The 18356-nt window shown below is 74.1% G+C and carries 17 protein-coding genes and 1 tRNA gene; 5 read left to right on the top strand and 13 right to left on the bottom strand.

What is annotated here, in order from left to right:
* The first annotated feature begins 146 nt into the window (after positions 1-146).
* From ACFQ11_RS14570 to ACFQ11_RS14560, 3 genes are all read left to right on the top strand, one after another.
* On the top strand, positions 147-1208 hold the full coding sequence (locus ACFQ11_RS14570; protein WP_378298837.1) for an SGNH/GDSL hydrolase family protein: 1062 nt from the start codon (positions 147-149) through the stop codon (positions 1206-1208).
* Between the two features lie 206 nt (positions 1209-1414).
* On the top strand, positions 1415-2635 hold the full coding sequence (locus ACFQ11_RS14565; RefSeq protein WP_378298836.1) for an acetyl-CoA C-acetyltransferase: 1221 nt from the start codon (positions 1415-1417) through the stop codon (positions 2633-2635).
* A 197-nt stretch (positions 2636-2832) separates the two neighbouring features.
* Positions 2833-3060 carry a DUF4287 domain-containing protein gene (locus tag ACFQ11_RS14560; RefSeq protein WP_378298835.1) on the top strand — a complete coding sequence of 76 codons (228 nt, stop codon included), beginning with the start codon at positions 2833-2835 and terminating at the stop codon, positions 3058-3060.
* A gap of 180 nt (positions 3061-3240) precedes the next feature.
* Here the strand turns inward: ACFQ11_RS14560 and ACFQ11_RS14555 are convergent, their stop codons facing one another.
* The 4 genes from ACFQ11_RS14555 to ACFQ11_RS14540 all read right to left on the bottom strand — a co-directional run bounded on the left by ACFQ11_RS14555 (position 3241) and on the right by ACFQ11_RS14540 (position 6717).
* Complete coding sequence (locus ACFQ11_RS14555; protein ID WP_378298834.1) at positions 3241-4092, bottom strand: Bax inhibitor-1/YccA family protein; 852 nt, start codon at positions 4090-4092, stop codon at positions 3241-3243.
* A gap of 200 nt (positions 4093-4292) precedes the next feature.
* Positions 4293-4365, bottom strand: a tRNA-Leu gene (locus ACFQ11_RS14550).
* Between the two features lie 68 nt (positions 4366-4433).
* Entirely contained in the window at positions 4434-5807 is a 1374-nt protein-coding gene (locus tag ACFQ11_RS14545) for an NAD(P)/FAD-dependent oxidoreductase (protein WP_378298833.1), read from the bottom strand.
* 88 nt (positions 5808-5895) lie between these two features.
* Complete coding sequence (locus ACFQ11_RS14540; RefSeq protein WP_378298832.1) at positions 5896-6717, bottom strand: uracil-DNA glycosylase; 822 nt, start codon at positions 6715-6717, stop codon at positions 5896-5898.
* Between the two features lie 198 nt (positions 6718-6915).
* Here ACFQ11_RS14540 and ACFQ11_RS14535 point away from each other — a divergent pair, with 198 nt between their 5' ends.
* On the top strand, positions 6916-7677 hold the full coding sequence (locus ACFQ11_RS14535) for a DUF2510 domain-containing protein (protein WP_378298831.1): 762 nt from the start codon (positions 6916-6918) through the stop codon (positions 7675-7677).
* Between the two features lie 4 nt (positions 7678-7681).
* On the opposite strand, the gene ACFQ11_RS14530 is transcribed toward ACFQ11_RS14535, so the two are convergent.
* The 4 genes from ACFQ11_RS14530 to eno are packed head-to-tail and all read right to left on the bottom strand — an operon-like array spanning position 7682 to position 11011.
* Positions 7682-8611, bottom strand: coding sequence for a Ppx/GppA phosphatase family protein (locus ACFQ11_RS14530; protein ID WP_378298830.1), 930 nt, complete (start codon positions 8609-8611; stop codon positions 7682-7684).
* The gene (locus tag ACFQ11_RS14525; protein ID WP_378298829.1) at positions 8608-9231 is read right to left on the bottom strand and encodes a DUF501 domain-containing protein; all 624 of its coding nucleotides are present in this window, start codon (positions 9229-9231) and stop codon (positions 8608-8610) included. Before ACFQ11_RS14525 ends, ACFQ11_RS14530 begins: the two co-directional genes overlap by 4 nt.
* Before the next feature lie 42 nt (positions 9232-9273).
* Positions 9274-9714: an FtsB family cell division protein gene (locus ACFQ11_RS14520; protein WP_378298828.1), complete on the bottom strand. Its 441-nt coding sequence runs from the start codon at positions 9712-9714 to the stop codon at positions 9274-9276.
* Positions 9715-9727: 13 nt separating this feature from the next.
* Positions 9728-11011, bottom strand: a complete 1284-nt coding sequence (eno, locus tag ACFQ11_RS14515) for a phosphopyruvate hydratase (RefSeq protein ID WP_378298827.1) — start codon at positions 11009-11011, stop codon at positions 9728-9730.
* Positions 11012-11325: 314 nt separating this feature from the next.
* On the opposite strand from eno, the gene ACFQ11_RS14510 reads away from it, so the two are divergent.
* Positions 11326-12723, top strand: a complete 1398-nt coding sequence (locus ACFQ11_RS14510) for a sensor histidine kinase (protein WP_378298826.1) — start codon at positions 11326-11328, stop codon at positions 12721-12723.
* Positions 12724-12797: 74 nt separating this feature from the next.
* On the opposite strand, the gene ACFQ11_RS14505 is transcribed toward ACFQ11_RS14510, so the two are convergent.
* From ACFQ11_RS14505 to ACFQ11_RS14485, 5 genes are all read right to left on the bottom strand, one after another.
* Positions 12798-12995: a hypothetical protein gene (locus tag ACFQ11_RS14505; protein WP_378298825.1), complete on the bottom strand. Its 198-nt coding sequence runs from the start codon at positions 12993-12995 to the stop codon at positions 12798-12800.
* Positions 12996-13038: 43 nt separating this feature from the next.
* Positions 13039-13986: an NADP-dependent oxidoreductase gene (locus ACFQ11_RS14500; protein ID WP_378298824.1), complete on the bottom strand. Its 948-nt coding sequence runs from the start codon at positions 13984-13986 to the stop codon at positions 13039-13041.
* 109 nt (positions 13987-14095) lie between these two features.
* Positions 14096-16519, bottom strand: coding sequence for a penicillin-binding protein (locus ACFQ11_RS14495; RefSeq protein WP_378298823.1), 2424 nt, complete (start codon positions 16517-16519; stop codon positions 14096-14098).
* Between the two features lie 133 nt (positions 16520-16652).
* Positions 16653-17645, bottom strand: coding sequence for a nucleoside triphosphate pyrophosphohydrolase (locus ACFQ11_RS14490; protein ID WP_378298822.1), 993 nt, complete (start codon positions 17643-17645; stop codon positions 16653-16655).
* A complete protein-coding gene (locus ACFQ11_RS14485; RefSeq protein WP_378298821.1) occupies positions 17642-18340 on the bottom strand; it encodes a hypothetical protein in 699 nt (232 codons plus the stop codon). Before ACFQ11_RS14485 ends, ACFQ11_RS14490 begins: the two co-directional genes overlap by 4 nt.
* Between the last annotated feature and the right edge of the window lie 16 nt (positions 18341-18356).

The raw sequence follows: 18356 nt of genomic DNA, 5'->3' as shown, positions 1-18356 counted from the left end.
GCCTGCCGGATCGGACCGCGGTTCACGCGGACGACCTGGTACGGCCCCGGTTAGATCTCCGTTTCCGACGTTAGCCGAGATCGGCCGGAGCGGGCATCAACACGATGGGCGGCGGGTATGCAGCGGGCACGGAGGGTAGTGGGGCCATGCTGAGAGCGTTCACGGCACGCCGCATCGCGGCGGCGGCGGCCTACGGGGGCGGGGGCATCACCGCCCTCGGCGGCGCCACGTTCGCGCTGGTCATGGTGGAGGCGCGGCTCGCACGGAAGATCATCTCGGCGACGCCGAACGGCGACCCGCCGGCCGCGGACGGCCTGTACGGCGAGGAGTACGGGCGGGTCGGGCGCGGTGCGGCGCCGCCGGCGCTGTCGCTGGTGGTGCTCGGCGACTCGACGGCGGCGGGGCTCGGGGTGCACACCCCGGCGGAGACGCCCGCGGCGGTGCTGGCGGGCGGGCTGGCGGAGCTGGCCGGACGGCCGGTGCGGCTGACGAACGTGGCCCGGCCGGGCGCGCGGTCGGCGGCGCTGGGCGACCAGGTGGAGCGCGCCCTGGAGGTCCGCCCGGACCTCGCGGTGATCATGGTGGGGGCGAACGACGTCACGTCGCGGGTGCCCGCGGCGGAGTCCGTCCGGCATCTGGCGGAGGCGGTGGCGCGGCTGCGGGCGGCGGGCGCGCAGGTGGTGGCGGGCACCTGCCCGGACCTCGGGTCGGTGAAGCCGCTGATGCAGCCGTTGCGGTGGATCGCGCGGCGGGCGAGCCGGCAGCTCGCGGCGGCGCAGACGATCGCGGTGGTGGAGCGGGGCGGACGGTCGGTGTCGATCGGCGACCTGCTCGGGCGCGAGTTCGCGGCGGACCCGCACTCGATGTTCAGCGCGGACCGGTACCACCCGTCGGCGCGCGGCTACGCGGCCGCGGCGGCGGCGCTGCTGCCGTCGCTGGCGTCGGCGCTGGACCTGGAGCCCGACCTGGAGTCCTGGCCGGTGGAGACGCGGATCGGCGACGGGGTGCTGCCGGTGTACCTGGCGGCGGCCGCGGCGGCGGAGCGGGCCGGCACCGAGGTGTCGGGCGCGTCGGTCGCGGGCCGGGAGCGGGGGCCGCGGGGCCGGTGGGCCCGGTTGCTGCGGCGGCGGTCCGCGGCGGGCGGACCGGAGGCCGGGCCGGAGGAGCTCGCGGGAACGCGGACGGAGCCGGACGCCGCAACGTCGTGAACGCGCAACCGGGGGGCGCGAATTGCGCACATCGGAGTAAGTCATTACTTATCTGACTCCTCGTCAACATACCCGGCCCCCCGCCGTGTACCGGGCGGAGGACGTGGGGCTAGATTGCTGATGACCGGCGAGTAACACCGTCCGCCGCAACCGCCCGCAGGGGACGCCGGTTCGCCGACCGGCCGCTCGAGACAGGAGACCCGCACATGCCCGAGGCAGTCATCGTCGCGACCGCTCGCTCACCGATCGGCCGCGCCTTCAAGGGGTCGCTGAAGGACATCCGTCCCGACGACCTCACCGCGCAGATGATCACCGCCGCGATGGCGAAGGTCCCGCAGCTGCAGCCGTCCCAGATCGACGACCTGCTGCTCGGCTGCGGCCTGCCCGGCGGCGAGCAGGGCTACAACATGGCCCGCGTGGTGTCGGTCCTGCTGGGCTGGGACGACGTCCCCGGCGCCACGATCACCCGCTACTGCTCGTCCTCGCTGCAGACCACCCGGATGGCGCTGCACGCGATCAAGGCGGGCGAGGCCGACGTCATCGTCTCGGCCGGCGTCGAGACCGTCAGCCGCTTCGCCAAGGGCAGCAGCGACGGGCTGCCCGACACCCAGAACCCCGTGTTCGCCGACGCGCAGGCCCGCGTCGCCAAGGCCGCCGAGGGCGGCGCCGGCGTCTGGCACGACCCGCGCGAGGACGGCCAGATCCCGGACGTCTACATCGCGATGGGGCAGACGGCCGAGAACGTGGCGTCGATGCGCGGCGTGTCCCGCCAGGCGCAGGACGAGTTCGGCGTCCGCTCGCAGAACCTCGCCGAGAAGGCCATCGCCAACGGCTTCTGGGAGAAGGACATCACCCCGGTGACGCTCCCGGACGGCACCGTCGTGTCGAAGGACGACGGCCCGCGCCCCGGCACCACCTACGAGAAGGTGTCGCAGCTCCAGCCGTCCTTCCGGCCGGACGGCACGGTCACCGCGGGCAACTGCTGCCCGCTCAACGACGGCGCCGCCGCGGTCGTCATCATGAGCGACACCAAGGCCGCCGAGCTCGGCATCACCCCGCTCGCGCGGGTCGTGTCGACCGGCGTCACCGGCCTGTCCCCCGAGATCATGGGCCTCGGCCCGGTCGAGGCGTCCCGCAAGGCGCTCGCCAAGGCCGGGATGACGATCGGCGACATCGACCTCGTCGAGATCAACGAGGCGTTCGCCGCGCAGGTGCTGCCGTCCGCCGAGGACCTCGGCGTCGACCACGACAAGCTGAACGTCAACGGCGGCGCGATCGCGATCGGCCACCCGTTCGGCATGACCGGCGCCCGCATCACCTCCACGCTGCTGAACGGCCTCAAGTTCCACGACAAGCAGTTCGGCCTGGAGACGATGTGCGTCGGCGGCGGCCAGGGCATGGCGATGGTGCTCGAGCGCCTCTCCTAGACCCGTCCTCCCGGACGGCCGAACGGCCCGTGCGGGGCGCCGCGGCGCCCGCCGCACGGGCCGTTCGCCCGTTCATCCGCAGGTCACCGTCATGAATGATCTACGTTACGCAACGGATAGGTCCCCGTTAGGGTCTTGTCACATCCGGGCACGTGTTGCACAGTGCGAGGAAGAGCCCCGCGACCTGGAGGTGCCAATTGTCACTGAACCACTCGCCGGAAACGCACAGCAAGCTCATCGCCCGTATCCCGCAAGTCACCGGACGTGACCTTCCCGAGTGGTTCACCGCGATCGAGAACGGACCGTCGTTCTCCCGCTGCGAGGAACGCAGCAGCTGGCTGGCCGAGGAGCACAACCTCTCCCACGGCTACGCCGCCGCGCTGGTGCGCGAGCACGAGCGCGCCCGCCGCGCCCGTCACTACTGAAGAGCCCGGCACACCCGGACCCGCTGGGATCCCGCCACGGCACATCCCCGCCGGCGCGGCGCCCGAGCCGTCGCGCCTCCGGCGCAGAGATCCCAGGCGAATCAGCCCCTCACCGGAGCGGCGAGGGGCTGATTCTTGCGCGAGCCCGCGGGACGGACGTCCGTCGCGGCGGCGTCCGCGTCAGTCGCGGGACGCGTAGAAGTACGACAGCAGCCGCAGGATCTCCAGGTAGATCCACACCAGGCTCAGCACGAGGCCGAACGCGCAGTACCAGGCGAACTTCTCCGGCGCGCCGGCCCGGACGCCCTCCTCGACGGAGTCGAAGTCCAGCAGCAGGAAGAAGCAGCCCACCAGGATCGCGGCGACGCTGAACACGTACGCGAGCGGGTTCTCCGGGTCGCGGATGCCGATGCCGCCGTCCCCGCCGAACGCGTACACCAGCAGGTTGACGATCATCAGCCCGATGAGGGCGGCGCCCGCCGCGATGACGAACTTCACGAACTTCGGCGTGACCCGGACGATCCGCAGCGCGTACGCGGCGAGCGTCGCGCCGAACGCGAGCGCCGTCCCGATCACGGCCTGGAACACCACGCCGTGGTACAGGTCGTTGTAGGCGTGGCTGATGATGCCGACGGCGACGCCGTAGAGCGCGGCGAACGCCAGCACCACCGGCGCGTTGGCCTTGCGGCCGAAGGTGATGAACGCCCAGACGCCGATCATCGCGATGAGCGAGACGACCAGCACGGGCGTCGCGAGCTCGACGGGCACCAGCATCCAGGCCAGCGCCCCGGTGACCACCAGGGTGGCCAGCGTCATGAACCCGCGGACGACGACGTCGTCGATGGTCATCGGACGGGTGACCGGCGGGGCGGCGGGCGGCGCCTGCACGCTGTACCCCGAACCGCCCTGCCCAGGGGCGCCGTAGCCCTGCTCCATGCCCGGCGCACCGTAGTGCCCGGGCGCGCCGTACGCGGCGCCGTCCGCGCGTTTCTGGAAGGAACGGCCCCGGAATGCCGGGTTCCTGCTCTCCATTCGGAGCCTCCACGTTGATCGAACCGGACTCCAGTCTAAACGCGGAGTACCCGCCGTCCCCAGCTCTGATCACGGAGTACCCGGACACGCTCGCCCGGACGCGCGGACTCGGATGCACGGACTCGGACGCGCGGACTCGGACGCGCGTGTGCGGATACGGGAGGCCGGGCGCCCGTGTCCGGACGCCGGCCCGCCGCCCATGCCCCTGGTCGGATTCGAACCGACACAAAAGCTCTTTTAGGGAGCCCGCCTCTGCCATTGGGCTACAGGGGCGGCGTAATCATACCGGGAGCACATGAGCCGCCCGGTGGAAAACAATCCGTACGGCGCGCCCCGGCCGCTCAATGCGGCACCGGGACCTCCTTCGGGCGCCCGGCGGCCAGCTCGAACTCCTCGTGCGGCCGTTCCAGCTCGCCGAGCGAGACCATCTCGCGGCGGAAGAACATGGCGAGCGTCCAGTCCGCGGTGATCCGGAACTTGCGGTTCACGGTCGGCATCCGCGACAGGTGGTAGGTGCGGTGCATCAGCCACGCGGGCCAGCCCCGCAGCTTCATCCCGTACACGTTCGCGACGCCCTTGTGCAGCCCGAGGCTCGCCACCGATCCGACGTAGGCGTGCCGGTAGGGCTTGCGGGGGCGGCCCCGCATGTCCGCGACGATGTTGTCGGCGAGCCGCTTGGCCTGCCGGACGGCGTGCTGCGCGTTCGGCGCCGTGAACTCGCCGGTGTCGGTCAGGTCGGGGACGGCCGCGTTGTCCCCGGCGGTGTAGGCGTGCTCGGCGCCGTCCACGGTCAGCTCGGCGGTGGCCTTGATCCGCCCCCGCTCGTCGAGCGGCAGGTCGCTGTCCTGGACGACCGGGTGCGGCTTCACGCCCGCCGTCCACACCAGCGTGCCGGCGTCGAACTCCTCGCCGTCGCTCAGCACGATGTGCCGTCCCTGCGCCGACTTCAGCAGCGTGTTCAGCTTCACCTCGATGCCGCGCGCGCGCAGCGCGTCCTCCGTCCAGCGGCCCATCTCCGGGCCGACCTCCGGCAGGATCCGGTCGGTGGCCTCCACCATCACCCAGCGCATCTCCGCGGGGTCGATGTGCGGGTACCAGCGGCAGGCGATGCGGGCCATGTCCTCCAGTTCCGCCATCGCCTCCACGCCCGCGAACCCGGCGCCGACGAACACGAACGTCAGCGCGCGCCGCCGCACCTCCTCGTCGTCCGGGTTGGACTCGGCGATGTCGAGCTGGTGGATGACGTGGTTGCGCAGGAAGATGGCCTCCTCGATGGTCTTGAACCCGATGCCGCACTCCGCCAGGCCGGGGATCGGGAGCGTCTTGGAGATCGAGCCGGCGGCGACGACGAGACGGTCGTAGTACACGTTCCGCTCGGGCACGCCCGCGGTGGTCGTCCCGGCCGGGCAGAGCGTCACCCGGCGCTTGGCGTGGTCGATCTTCGTCACGTACCCGTTGACGACCCGGCAGCGCGGCAGGACCCGGCGCAGCGGCGCCACCACGTGCCGGGGCTCCAGGTTCCCGGCCGCCGCCTCGGGCAGGAACGGCTGGTAGGTCATGTACGACTGCGGGTCGATGACGGTGACGGCGACCTCGCCGCGGCGCATCTCGCCCCGCAGCTTCCGCTGCAGGCGCAGCGCCGTGTACATCCCGACGTACCCGCCGCCGACGATCACGATGTGCTTCGCGGAATCCGCGGTGCGCTCGGAAGACATACCGGGCCGGTACCCGCATTCGGCGCCTACTCACGTATCTGCCGCTTTTGCCGCTTCTCCGAGCGCTTCGTTATCTACGGGCCCTCGGCTATTCGTAATCGCGGGCCCGGACGAACACGGCGTCCAGCATCTCCTCCGTGACGCGCCCCGTGAACGTGTTCTGCTGGCTCGGGTGGTAGGAGCCCAGCAGCAGCACCGGATCCCGGCGGGCATGCCCGGACGGCGGCGCCAGCTCGACCTCCGCGCCGTGCCCGAACTTCGGGCGCGGGCGCGGCAGGCCGTACCCCGCCTGCCTCAGCGCCGGCCACACCCCCTGCCAGGCGAACCCGCCGAGGCACACGATGCACCGGACGGACGCCGCGACGGCCGCGACCTCGCGCGCGAGCCACGGCAGGCACGTCGTGCGCTCCAGCGGCGTCGGCTTGTTGTCGGGCGGCGCGCAGCGGACCGTCGCCGCCATCCGCGCGCCGATCAGCCGCTGCCCGTCCCCGGCGCGCACGCTCGTCGGCAGCGCCGCGAGCCCCACCCGGTGCAGCGACGCGAACAGCCAGTCCCCCGACCGGTCCCCGGTGAAGATCCGGCCGGTGCGGTTGCCGCCGTGCGCCGCCGGCGCCAGCCCGACGATCATGATGTGCGGCTCCGGATCGCCCCACCCGGCCACCGGGCGCCCCCAGTACTCCTCGTCCGCGAACGCCCGGCGCCGCCGCACCGCGACCTGCTCGCGCCACTCCACCAGCCGCTCGCACGCCCGGCACACCGACTGCCGCGCGCACAGCTCGTCCAGGTCCGGGGAGCTCCCGGCCAGCTCGACCACCTCGCCGGCGCCGTGCGCGACGGGCGTGTCCGGGCTCGCGGGATCCTCCGGCCAGCCGGAACCGGGCGGGACGAACGGGGCGTTGGCGGTGGGCATGCCCCGATCCTCGCATGCGCGACCCCAAGGCCGGTTCCGACCGTGCGGTTTCCGACCGTGCCGCCATGGCCGGTTCCGACCGTGCCGCCATGGCCGGTTCCGACCATCGCCCGCCGAACCGGGGGCCGCGTCGGTACGATGCGTTCGCCGATCGGGGAGAACGGGCGCGTCGTCGCCCTTTCGCGAACGGAGTCTGCATTGTCGCAACCCGGCTGGTACCCGGACCCCTACGGGACGGGCAGCCTGCGCTGGTGGGACGGCCGGAACTGGAGCGACCGCCTCAACCCCGAGCCCGCCGCGCCCACCCGGACCCCGCTCCCCCGGCGCCACCCGTCCGGCGGCGCCGCCCACGCCGCCCCGCACGCCGAACGCTCCTGGCAGGCCCCGCCCGCCGAGCACGCGATCGACACCGTCGTCCACGGGCTGCGGCTGCGCGCCGACGACCACGGCGTCGCGTTCGGCGACGAGTCCCTGATCTGGCAGTACGTCGAATGGGTCGCCTACTGGACGGCCGACGCCGCCGACGGCTCCGGACGTCCCGCGCAATGGATCTTCCAGGTGGGGCGGCACCCGTTCCACGGCGGGCCCCGCGTCGAGGTGGTGCTGGACGAGGCGTCCGTGCCGCGGCACGCGCCCGGTGCGGCCGGCGGCCCCGACGGGCTCTGGGGCCGGCTGATCCGGCTGTGCCAGGTCCGCGCCGAGCCCCGCATCGTCGCGCAGCTCGCCGAGCACGTCCGGGCGGGCGAGTCGGTCGACGTCGCCGCCGGGCTGACCGTCCACCCCGGCGGGGTGCGGGGGGCGCGCGTGTCGCTGGGCTGGTCGGCGATCTCCGGGGCCGTCGTGGACGGCGGCCGGGTCTGGATCAGGCAGGCCACCGGCCGCGACGCCGTCCTCTACGTGCCGCAGCAGAACCCGAACGCCGTCCTCATCCCGGCGCTGCTCGACCGGCTGAAGGGCTGACCCGCTAGACGAGCGACCAGGCGAGGCCGTCGAGGATGTCGTGCTCGCTGACCACGACCGCCCCGAACCCGTACTCGCGCATGATCCGGTCGAGGATGAGGGCGCCCGCGCCGATCACGTCGACGCGGCCCGGGTGCATGACGCCGAACCGGGCGCGTTCGTCCCGCGTCGCGTGCAGCAGCCGCCGCGTCACCTCGTGCACCTGCGCCGCCGTGATCCGCGACAGGTGGATGCGGGACGGGTCGTACTCGGGCAGGTCGAGCGCGATGCCCGACACCGTCGTCACCGACCCGGCGAGGCCGACGAGCGTGCGCGCCTCGTCCACCGGCACCGCCTCCCGGACGGCCGCGAGCTGGGCGTCGATGTCGGCGACGGCCGCCGCGATCTGCTCCGGCGACGGCGGGTCCCCGTCCTTCAGGTGCCGCTCGGTCATCCGCACGCAGCCGATGTCGATGGACCGCGCCGCCCGCACCGACGTGCTGCCCAGCACGAACTCGGTGGAGCCGCCGCCGATGTCGACGACCAGGTAGGGGCGGGCCGGGCGCAGCTCCGCCAGCTCGCGGGTCGCGCCGGTGAACGACAGCTCCGCCTCCTCGTCCCCGGTGATCACCTCGGGGACGACGCCGAAGATGTCGACGACGCCGCGGACGAACTCGTCCCGGTTCGCCGCGTCGCGGGTCGCGCTCGTCGCGACGACGCGGACCTTGCCGGCCGCGCCGTGCCGGCCGATCAGGTCCGCGTAGCCGCGCATCGCGGCGAACGTCCGCTCCAGCGCGGCGGGCGACAGCCGCCCGGTCTCGTCCACGCCCTCCCCGAGCCGGACGATCTCCATCCGGCGCTCGACGTCGGCGAGGGCGCCGGCCGCGGCGTCGATGTCGGCGATCAGCAGGCGGACGGAGTTGGTGCCGCAGTCGACGGCGGCGACGCGCGTCACCGGGCCTCCTCGGGGTCGTCGGTGTCCTCGGTGGCCGCGGTGTCAGGGGTGGCCGCGGTGTCAGGGGTGGCCGCGGTGTCAGGGGTGGCGCCGGGGTGGACGCACGGCCCGGACCGCCACCACTCCGGCAGCGCGTCGAGCGCCTCGCGGCCGAACGGGTTCGCGCCGGGCACGGCGAGCTCGTGCGCGATCAGGGCGTGCAGGCACTTCACCCGCTCGGGCATCCCGCCCGCGCTCTGCATGCCCGCGGGCAGCGGCTCCACGCCGTCCTCGCGGGCGGCCCGGTCGCGGCGCCGCAGGTAGTCGTCGTGGGCCCGGACGTACGCGGCCTTCAGGTCCGGGTCGTCCGCGAGCCGCGCCTGCATCTCCCGCATCACGCCGCTCCCCTCGAGCGTCCCGATCGCCGAGGCGGCCTTCGGGCACGTCAGGTAGAACAGCGTCGGGAACGGGGTCCCGTCGGGCAGCCGCGGCGCCGTCTCGATCACGGCGGGGTTCCCGCACGGGCAGCGGTGGGCCACCCGGCGGACGCCGCGCGGCACCCGGCCGAGCTGGGCCGCCACCGCGGCCTCGTCCCGCGGGGAGATGCCCCCGCCCGCCGGCTCGGCGCGTTCGTCGATCATGTCATCGGTCCCCACCCGCGCGTCCCGTCCGTTCCCGGACGGTCAGCGCGGCCTGTCGGCGGCCTCCACGGACCGCCAGAGCGTCTCGTACCACGGCGGCGTGCGCCGCTCCCCGTCCTTCGCGGCCCGCCGCTCCCCACCGCCGCCGCCGTCCAGGACGATGTAGCACTTCACGTCCGGACGGCAGTAGTGGAGCCGCTGCGTGGCCTCCCGCTCGATGTACGACTCGTCGCCGAGCCGCCGCTTCTGCTCCTCGAGCCGCTCCACCTTCTGGCGGGCCAGCGCCTCCTGCTGCCGCAGCTCGGCGATCTCCTGGCGCTGCGCGATGTACTCCCGCACGGGGTACGCCAGGCTCAGCGCGATCGCGCACATCACCACCGCGAGGATCGCGGCGCGGCTGGTCAGGGCGTGGGCGCCGCGCCGGGCGCCGCCCGGGACCCGGCCCCGGGCGGCGTCCTGCGGCCGGTCGTGTTCGGCTGCCATCGGCCGCTCTCGGTCAGCCCCGCGGCGTGAACCGCGGGAACGCGGCGGCGCCGGCGTAGCGGGCGGCGTCGTCCAGCAGCTCCTCGATGCGCAGCAGCTGGTTGTACTTCGCGACGCGGTCGCTGCGCGCCGGGGCGCCCGTCTTGATCTGCCCGCAGTTCGTCGCGACGGCCAGGTCGGCGATGGTGGTGTCCTCGGTCTCGCCGGACCGGTGGCTCATCATGCACCGGAAGCCGCTGGTCTGCGCGAGCGACACCGCGTCGAGCGTCTCGCTGAGCGTGCCGATCTGGTTGACCTTGACGAGCAGCGCGTTCGCCGCGCCCGACTCGATCCCGCGGGCGAGGCGCTCCGGGTTGGTGACGAACAGGTCGTCGCCGACGAGCTGCACCCGGTCGCCGACGGCCGCGGTGAGGCCCTCCCAGCCCGCCCAGTCCTCCTCGTCGAGGGGGTCCTCGATGGAGACGAGCGGGTACTCGCCGAGCAGCTCGCCGTAGTAGGCGGCCATGTCGTCGGCGGAGCGCTTGGTGCCCTCGAACGTGTACTGGCCGTCCGCGTGGAACTCGGTCGCGGCGACGTCCAGGGCGAGCGCGATGTCGCGGCCCGGCGTGAACCCGGCCTGCCGGATCGCCTCCATGATCAGGTCGAGGGCGTCGCGGTTGCTGGGCAGCTCGGGCGCGAAACCGCCCTCGTCGCCGAGCCCGGTGTTCAGCCCCTTGCCCTTCAGCACCTTCTTCAGCGCGTGGTAGGTCTCGGCGCCCCAGCGCACCGCCTCGGCGAACGTCGACGCCCCGATCGGCGCGATCATGAACTCCTGGATGTCCACGTTGGTGTCGGCGTGCGCGCCGCCGTTCAGGATGTTCATCATCGGCACCGGCAGCAGGTGCGCGTTCGGCCCGCCCACGTACCGGAACAGCGGCAGCCCCGCGGACTCGGCCGCGGCCTTCGCCACCGCCAGGCTCACCCCGAGGATCGCGTTCGCGCCGAGCGCCGACTTCGCCGGCGTCCCGTCCAGGTCGATCAGCCGCTGGTCGATCAGCCGCTGGTCGGCCGCCTCCCACCCGACGAGCTTCTCGTCGATCGTGTCGTTGACGGCCTTGACCGCGTTCCGCACGCCCTTGCCGCCGTACCGCTCGCCGCCGTCGCGCAACTCGACCGCCTCGAACTGTCCGGTGGACGCGCCGCTCGGCACCGCGGCCTGCGCCTCGGTCCCATCATCGAGCAGTACCTCGACCTCCACGGTCGGGTTGCCGCGGGAGTCGAGGATCTCCCGGGCGAGTACGGCGTTGATGGACGACACGGGGAACCCCCTGCGTAGGAATGATCTGGTGCGACTCCCGAGCCTAACGTGTCGGCCCGCGGAGGCGACCCCCTGGAACCCCCGTCGGCGCAAGACGGTCCCCGCGGGACCGGGCCGGACGCACGCGGGATCCGGGTGCTCGGCGCGGTGGCGCGGCGGCAACACGATCTTTTTACCCGGGGAGGTCGGTCCCGTTTGCCCGGTGAGGTAAGGAACATCGGGTACCGGCTCAACGTCCGGAGCGCCCCGGGACGGGGCGCGGAACGATCGAGGAGGTCGTCATCCGTGTCGGGCTCCGCGGGTTCGTCGAGAGCGTGACCCACCGCGTCTGGCGGGTCGCCGTGCACCACTCGGAGATCCGGGTGCGGGTGACGCTGTCGGCGGTCCTGGCGACGCTTGTCCTCGCCACGGTGGCGGCTGCGCTGTTGCTGGTGGCGGCCCGGCGGGACGTGGTCGGCGACATGCAGCGGGAGCTGGCGCGGGAGGGGCGGCGCGTCGTCAGCGTCGTCCGCTCCGGGGAGCTGGCGACCCGCGATCGGATCTTCGCGTCCGACAACGACCTGCTGCAGGTCGTCGACTCGCGGGGGCGGGTGGTCGCGGCGAGCCCGGCGATGCGCGGGCGGCCGCCGGTGGCGTTCCCGCCGCCGCCTCCCGGGGACGACCGCCGGGACGGGCGCAGCTGCGACGTCGACGCGCCGCGCGGCGACTGCTTCCTCATCGTGGAGTACCGCGCGGACATGCGGCCCGAGCCGTTCTACGTGTTCGCGCTGGCGCCGGAGCCGGGGCTGGTGCCGCATCCGCCGCTGGCCGTCCTGGCGGGCCTGGGCGTGCCGTTCCTCGCGGCGCTCGCCGGCTACGGCACCTGGGTCGCGGTGGGACGGACGCTGCGGCCGGTGGACGCGATCCGGCGGGAGCTCGACGAGATCACGATGACGGACCTGGAGCGGCGGGTGCCGGTGCCGGGCCGGCGCGACGAGGTGGCGCTGCTGGCGGAGAGCGTGAACGCGACGCTGGACCGGCTGGAGAAGGCGGTGGCCCGGCAGCGGGCGTTCGTGTCGGACGTGTCGCACGAGCTGCGCAGCCCGCTGACGGGGCTGCGGATGGAGCTGGAGCTGGCGCTGGCCGATCCGGACGCGACGGACCTGACCGCGACGTTGCGGGCGCTGCTGGCGAACACCGACCGGGTCGCGGCGGTCGCGGACGACCTGCTGGCGCTGGCGCGGCTGGAGGCGAACGGGACCTTCCAGCGGGAATCGGTGGACCTGGCGGAGCTGACCGACCAGGAGGTGCTGCGCCGCCCGCGGCGGAGCCGGGTGACGGTGTTCTCGGAGGGTCCCGTGGCGGTGCACGGCGGGCGCGCCGAGCTGGCGCGGGCGCTGACGAACCTGCTCGACAACGCGGACCGGCACGCCGCCGGGGAGGTGACGGTGGTGGTGCGGAGCGAGGCGGAGACGGCGGTGCTCGAGGTGATCGACGACGGGGCGGGGATCGCGCCGCAGGACCGCGAGCGGGTGTTCGAGCGGTTCACCCGGCTGGCCGAGGGCCGGCACCGCGACGCGGGCGGCACCGGCCTCGGCCTGGCGATCTCCCGGGACATCGCGGAGGCGCACGGCGGCTCGCTGGTCCTGACGGACCGGACGGACGGCCTGACCGGCGCGCGTTTCGTGCTGCGCCTGCCCGCCCCGCGTCCCGGCGGCCGCTCGTCGCGCTGACCCCTCCCCGCGCCGCCGGCCGCGGCGCCGGAGGGGCCACCGCGTGCGTCGGGTGCGTGCGTCGGGCGCGTGCGTCAGGTGCCGCGCATCAGGCGTTCGCGTTCGGCCTCCAGTTCCTCGATCTGGCCGGCGAGCTCCTCCCGGGCCGCGAGGTTCTGCCCGGCGTCCACCATGTCGTGGGGCCCGTCGATCGAGGGGTCGATGTCGCCGCGCATCCGCGCGAGGTCCTCGTCGATCTCCCGGATCCGCGCGCTGCGTTCCTCGTCGCTCATCCGTTGACTCATACGTCATCCCATGCCCGCTACGGGCCTGTTGTCACAGGACGCGCAGGACGGTCTTGCCGCGCGCGCCGCCCGCGCGGTTGCGGGCGAGGGCGTCCGGCGCCGCCTCCAGGGGCGCCTCGCGTTCGAGGTGGACGCGCAGGTCCCCGGCGTCGAGGAGACCGGCGAGCCGGTCGAGGGCCGCGGCGGTGGGGCCGCCGTCGTAGTTGACGCCGTGCAGGCCGTGCGCGGCCATGGTGTCGGGGTCGGCGGTCCACACGGTGCTGACGCAGGTGCCGCCGGGGCGCAGCAGGCGGGCGAGCTCGGCGGTCCGCGCGGTGTCGCCCGCGAGGACGACGAGGGCGTCCAGGCCCGCGGAGTGGACGGCGAGCACCTGGTCGTTGATGTCGCCCGCGGTGTGGTCGACGGTGTGCGCGGCGCCGAGGCGGCGCATCGTCCCGGCCGTGTCCGCGCGGGCGGTGGCGATCACCTTCGCGCCGGTGCGAGCGGCGAGCTGCACGGCGGCCTGCCCGACGCCGCCGGTCGCCCCGGCGACGAGGACGGTCCGGCCCTCGCCGATCCCGGCCCGTTCGACCACGTCGAGGGCGGCGGCGCACGCGGTCGGCACCGCCGCGGCCTCCGAGTACACCATCGACGCGGGCATGCGGGCGACGGGCCCGTCCTCGCGGACGACGGCGTACTCGGCGTACGAGCCGCGGCCGCGCTCGACGTCGGTGAAGACCCCGTAGACCTGTTCGCCGTGCCGCAGCCGGGTGACGCCCTCGCCCGCGTCCTCGACGACGCCGGCGCCGTCCGCCCCGAGGACGAGCGGGAACGCGGCGTCGGCGGTGTCCTTGAGCATGCCGTCCGCGATCCGCCAGTCGAGCGGGTTGAGCCCCGCGGCGACCAGTTTCACGAGGATCTCGCCGGGGCCCGGTTCGGGCCGCGGCAGGTAGGTGAGCGCCGGTGTGGCGCCGTACTCGGACACGGCGATGGCTCGCATGACGATCGTCCCCCCGGATCGGTCGTGCGGGGCGGGATCACACCCCCGGGAAACGATCTACCCGCAGGCCGGACGGTCACACGGTGCGGGCGGTCACCGCGTCCGCGGGTCAGTCGCCGGCGGGGCCGTTCGGCTCCGGCGTGCCGCCGGCGTCGGGCGGGGGCGTGAAGCCGGGCGGGAGCGTGGGCGCGCCGCCGGGGTCGTCGCCGCCCGGGTCGTCCTCCTCCTCGGGCCCGTCGCTGACCCGGACGGTGATCGTGGTGCCGGGCTCGGCGGAGCCGGGGCCGGGCGACATCTCGGCGACCGTCCCGCGCGGGTACCGGGAGGGCATCCGGTCGCCGAAGCTGACCTTGAACCCGGCGGACCGGAGCCGGTCGAGGGCGTCCCCGAGGTCCATGCCGCGCACGTCCGGGATGTCGACGCGGTCGAGGCCGCTGCCCTTGCTGAAGAAGTGCCCCGGGGGCCGCTGGAACGGGGTCGCCTCGGTGCCCTGGAGGGCGCCGCGCATGCTCTGCTGCCAGATCGGCGCGGGAAGGGTCGCGCCGTAGACGGCGCCGTAGCAGCGGCCGTCGAGGCAGACGCTCGTCATCGGGTGCTCGTAGCCGCCGCGCGGGTCGCCGACCCAGACGGCGGACGCGAGGTCGGGCGTGTACCCGGCGAACCAGGCGGCGGAGAAGTCGTCGACGGTGCCGGTCTTCCCGGCGGCGGGACGGCCGATGCCCATCCCGGCGGCGGTGCCGTCGGTGAGCACGCCCCGCAGGACGTGGCTGACGCCGTCGGCGACACCCTCGTCCATGGCCTGCCGGCATTCGGCGTCGGGGACGTCGAGCTTCTTCCCGGACGCGTCCACGACCTTCGTGATCGCGACCGGCTCGCAGTACTCGCCGCGGGCGCCGAACGCGGCGTAGGCGGCGGCGAGCCGCAGCGGGGAGACGGGGTTGGAGCCGAGCGTGAACGACGGGTACTGCTCCAGCGGCTTCCCGTCGGCCTGCTTCAACCCGAGTTCCTCGGCCATCTCGACGGTGTCGCAGAGGCCGACCTCCTTCTCCAGGGCGAGGAAGAAGGTGTTGACCGAGTTGCGGGTGCCGGTGACGAGGCTGAACGGGCGGCCGCCCTCGCCGTCGGCGTTGTTGCGCAGGACGGCGTTCGGGTCGCCGACGCGTTCGCCGTCGCAGTTGCGGAACCCGGTCGGCGTGTAGGTGCGGGGCGCCATGAGGCGGGTGCCGAACGGCATGCCCTCGTCCAGCGCGGCGGCCAGCGTGAACGCCTTGAACGTCGACCCGGCCTGCATGCCGATGCTGGAGCCGTGGCTGGCGTCGGCGGCGAAGTTGATCCAGGTCTTGCCGCGCCGGGTGTCGTCGCCCATCTCGCGGCCGACGACCATGGCCTTGATGTGCCCGGTGCCGGGTTCGACCATCGCCTCGGCGGCGGCGAGGTGCGCGTCGTTCTTCGGCGGGACGAACCGTTCGACGGCGCGCTGCGCGGCGCGCTGCGCCTTCGGGTCGAGGGTCGTGTGGATGGTCAGGCCGCCGCGTTTGAGGAGCCGTTCGCGTTCCTTGGCCGTCTCCCCGAACACCTTGTCGGTGAGGATCTCGCGCTGCACGTAGTCGCAGAAGAACGGGGCGTCGCTGGACACGCAGCCGTTGTCGACCTCCTCCAGCTTCAGCTCGACCGGCCGCTCCCTGGCCTTCGCGGCCTCGGCGGGGTCGACCCGGCCGAGCTCGGCCATCCGGTCGAGGACGACGTCGCGGCGTTCGCGCGCCATCTCGGGGTGCTCGACGGGGTTGTAGGCGTGCGGGTAGCGGATGACGCCGGCGAGCAGCGCCGCCTCCCCGAGGTCCAGCTCGGACGCGTGCTTGGAGAAGTAGTGGCGGGACGCGGCCTCGACGCCGTAGGCGCCGTCGCCGAAGTAGGCGATGTTGAGGTAGCGGCGGAGGATCTCGTCCTTGGACAGCCGTTCCTCGATCGCCACCGCGTACCGCAGCTCGCGGATCTTGCGGGCGAGGGTGACCTCCGTGGCGGCCGTCCGCTCGGCGTCCGACTCGGCCTGGACGAGCAGCAGGTTCTTCACGTACTGCTGCGTGATGCCCGAGCCGCCCTGTTCCACGTCGCCGCTGGACAGGTTGGCGGCGAGCGCCCGCAGCGTCCCCTCGGTGTCGAGGGCGCCGTGCTCGTAGAACCGGCTGTCCTCGATCGCGACGACCGCCTCGCGCATGATCGGCGCGATGTCGTCCAGGTCGACGTTCACCCGGTTCTGGTAGAAGAACGTCGCGAGTTTCGAGCCGTCGGCGGCGAGGATCGTGGAGCGCTGCGGGACGCCGAGGCCCTCCAGCCCTTCGGGGGCGTTCTGGAACCAGCGGGCCGCGTCGCGCGCGCCGACGCCCGCGGTGCACGCGGTGGGGATCAGCATGAGGGCGACGAGCAGCCCGGCGAGGCCGCTCAGCGACGCGAGGCCGCGGACGGCGCGCGCCTTCTCGGCGCGGGTGGTGGTCCCGGTCAGCCACCGGCGCCGCCGGCGGCCGGATCCGGACACGGGGACGAGTCTCCCGCTCCCGCCACTGCGGTCACTCGCGTCGACTTCCGTCTCGGCCGGCACGGGCCCAGCGTAGACGGGCGTCCCCCGCCGGACCACCCCATCGGGGAGTATCCGGTCGAAGTCCCCCTTGTCAGGCGCGCGGCTGTCGCCGTTCCCAGGCACGGACACGATCACGGAATACCCGCGAAACGGCGCGCAACTCCGCTTCGGGGTCCAGACCCGCCTCCCGCGCCTCGGCGACGAGCGCGAACAGCCGCGCCCCGAGCCCGCTCACCGCGGGGTCGCCCGTCCCGTCCTCCCCGGACGCGGGCGCGAGGTCGGCGGGCGCCTTCATCCGCGCGGCGCGGCGCTGCAACTGCGCCGCCAGCGACAGCGCCGGCTGCGCCATCGGGACGCCGTCGAGCGCGGACGCGTCCGCGCCGTGCTTCGCCTCCCGTTCGGCCGCCTTGATCTGGTCCCAGTTCGCGTTGACCTCGTCGGCGCCGCTCACCGCGACGCCCGCGAACACGTGCGGGTGCCGCCGGACGAGCTTGTCGACGATGCCCGCGGCGACGTCGTCGATCGTGAACCGCGTGCCGTCCGTCCGCTCCGCCGCCACCACCGAGTGGAACGCGACCTGCATGAGCACGTCCCCCAGCTCCTCGCGCAGCGCGCCCAGGTCGCCGGACTCGACCGTGTCGAGGACCTCGTACGACTCCTCCAGCAGGTACGGGACGAGCGACGCGTGCGTCTGCTCGCGGTCCCACGGGCATTCGCGGCGCAGCGTGTCCATCACCGACACCAGGTCGAGGAGCCGCGCGCCCGGCAGGTCGTACGAGCCGTGCAGCACCTCGACGTCCAGCGGGTCGGCGACGACCAGGGCGCCGATCTCGCGGAGCAGCGCCTCGTCGCCCTCGGGCGCCGCCACCCACACGACGTCCGCGGCCCGGGCGGCGGCGACCAGCGCGGCCGGGTCCGGCGCGGGCGCCTCCTCGACGGCGACCTCCGCGTCGGCGAGCGACGGCAGCAGCGGGTGCCCGGCGGGCGCGAGGACGCGCGCGGCCGTGCGGAGCCGCTCCCAGGCGCGCCAGGTCAGCAGGCCGGGCGCGACGCGGTGGGTGGTGGCCAGCAGGGTCAGGCTCATGCTTCGGAGGATCCCGTTCCGGGGGTCGACAGCTCGTTGGACACCGGCCCGATCGCGACCCGCTGCGGGTCGAACGTGCCGTACCGGGGGTTGATCTCGACGTCCATCGCGGTGGCCGTCTCGACGAGCAGGGTCTGGAACCGCTGCGTCGCCCGCATGTTCGCGGGGCTCTGCGGGGCGCCGTCCGCGCCGAAGTGCCGCATCAGGGCGTCCTGGACGGCCATGAACCGCGCGAACTCGCGGGTGCGCTCGCGCGGCAGGCCGCTCGCGAGCGTGATCGTCTCGGCGCCGGCGCCGCGGCGCTCCAGCAGCTCGACGACCTCGGCGGTCCGGCCGCCCGACACGGTGACGCCCGCGCGTTCGGCGGCCTCGTCGGCGATCCGGAACGAGACGAGGAGGTTCAGCGCGCCCCGCATGTCGGCCTCGCCCGGCTCCGCCGGCGCGGTGCCGAGCTCGCCGCTCTGGGCGGCGCCGTTGCCGGACCGCGCCCACATCTGCCCGGCGGCCGGGTCGCTCTGGAGCTGCCCCCACCAGGTCTCGACGGTGTCGCCGAGCGTGCGGACGGTGATGCGCTCGCCGTCGACGAGGGCGGCGGTGCCCGCCTTCGGTGCCGCGTCGCAGCCGGCGATCGCGCCCGCGGCCAGGAACGCGGCGAGCGCGACGGCCGGCGCGCGCCTCAGGGACTTACCGGGCACGGGACCTCCACTCCTC

This window comes from Actinomadura sediminis, assembly GCF_042675525.1.
GTDB lineage: Bacteria > Actinomycetota > Actinomycetes > Streptosporangiales > Streptosporangiaceae > Spirillospora > Spirillospora sediminis.
This window is presented reverse-complemented; position numbering and strand designations above follow the sequence as displayed.

Bases quoted from the DNA above. Each gene is read 5' to 3' on its own strand.
- ACFQ11_RS14570 (WP_378298837.1), top strand. From the start codon at position 147: ATGCTGAGAGCGTTCACGGCACGCCGCATCGCGGCGGCGGCGGCCTAC.
- ACFQ11_RS14565 (WP_378298836.1), top strand. From the start codon at position 1,415: ATGCCCGAGGCAGTCATCGTCGCGACCGCTCGCTCACCGATCGGCCGC.
- ACFQ11_RS14555 (WP_378298834.1), bottom strand. From the start codon at position 4,092: ATGGAGAGCAGGAACCCGGCATTCCGGGGCCGTTCCTTCCAGAAACGC.
- ACFQ11_RS14545 (WP_378298833.1), bottom strand. From the start codon at position 5,807: ATGTCTTCCGAGCGCACCGCGGATTCCGCGAAGCACATCGTGATCGTC.
- ACFQ11_RS14540 (WP_378298832.1), bottom strand. From the start codon at position 6,717: ATGCCCACCGCCAACGCCCCGTTCGTCCCGCCCGGTTCCGGCTGGCCG.
- ACFQ11_RS14525 (WP_378298829.1), bottom strand. From the start codon at position 9,231: ATGATCGACGAACGCGCCGAGCCGGCGGGCGGGGGCATCTCCCCGCGG.
- ACFQ11_RS14520 (WP_378298828.1), bottom strand. From the start codon at position 9,714: ATGGCAGCCGAACACGACCGGCCGCAGGACGCCGCCCGGGGCCGGGTC.
- ACFQ11_RS14505 (WP_378298825.1), bottom strand. From the start codon at position 12,995: ATGAGCGACGAGGAACGCAGCGCGCGGATCCGGGAGATCGACGAGGAC.
- ACFQ11_RS14500 (WP_378298824.1), bottom strand. From the start codon at position 13,986: ATGCGAGCCATCGCCGTGTCCGAGTACGGCGCCACACCGGCGCTCACC.
- ACFQ11_RS14490 (WP_378298822.1), bottom strand. From the start codon at position 17,645: ATGAGCCTGACCCTGCTGGCCACCACCCACCGCGTCGCGCCCGGCCTG.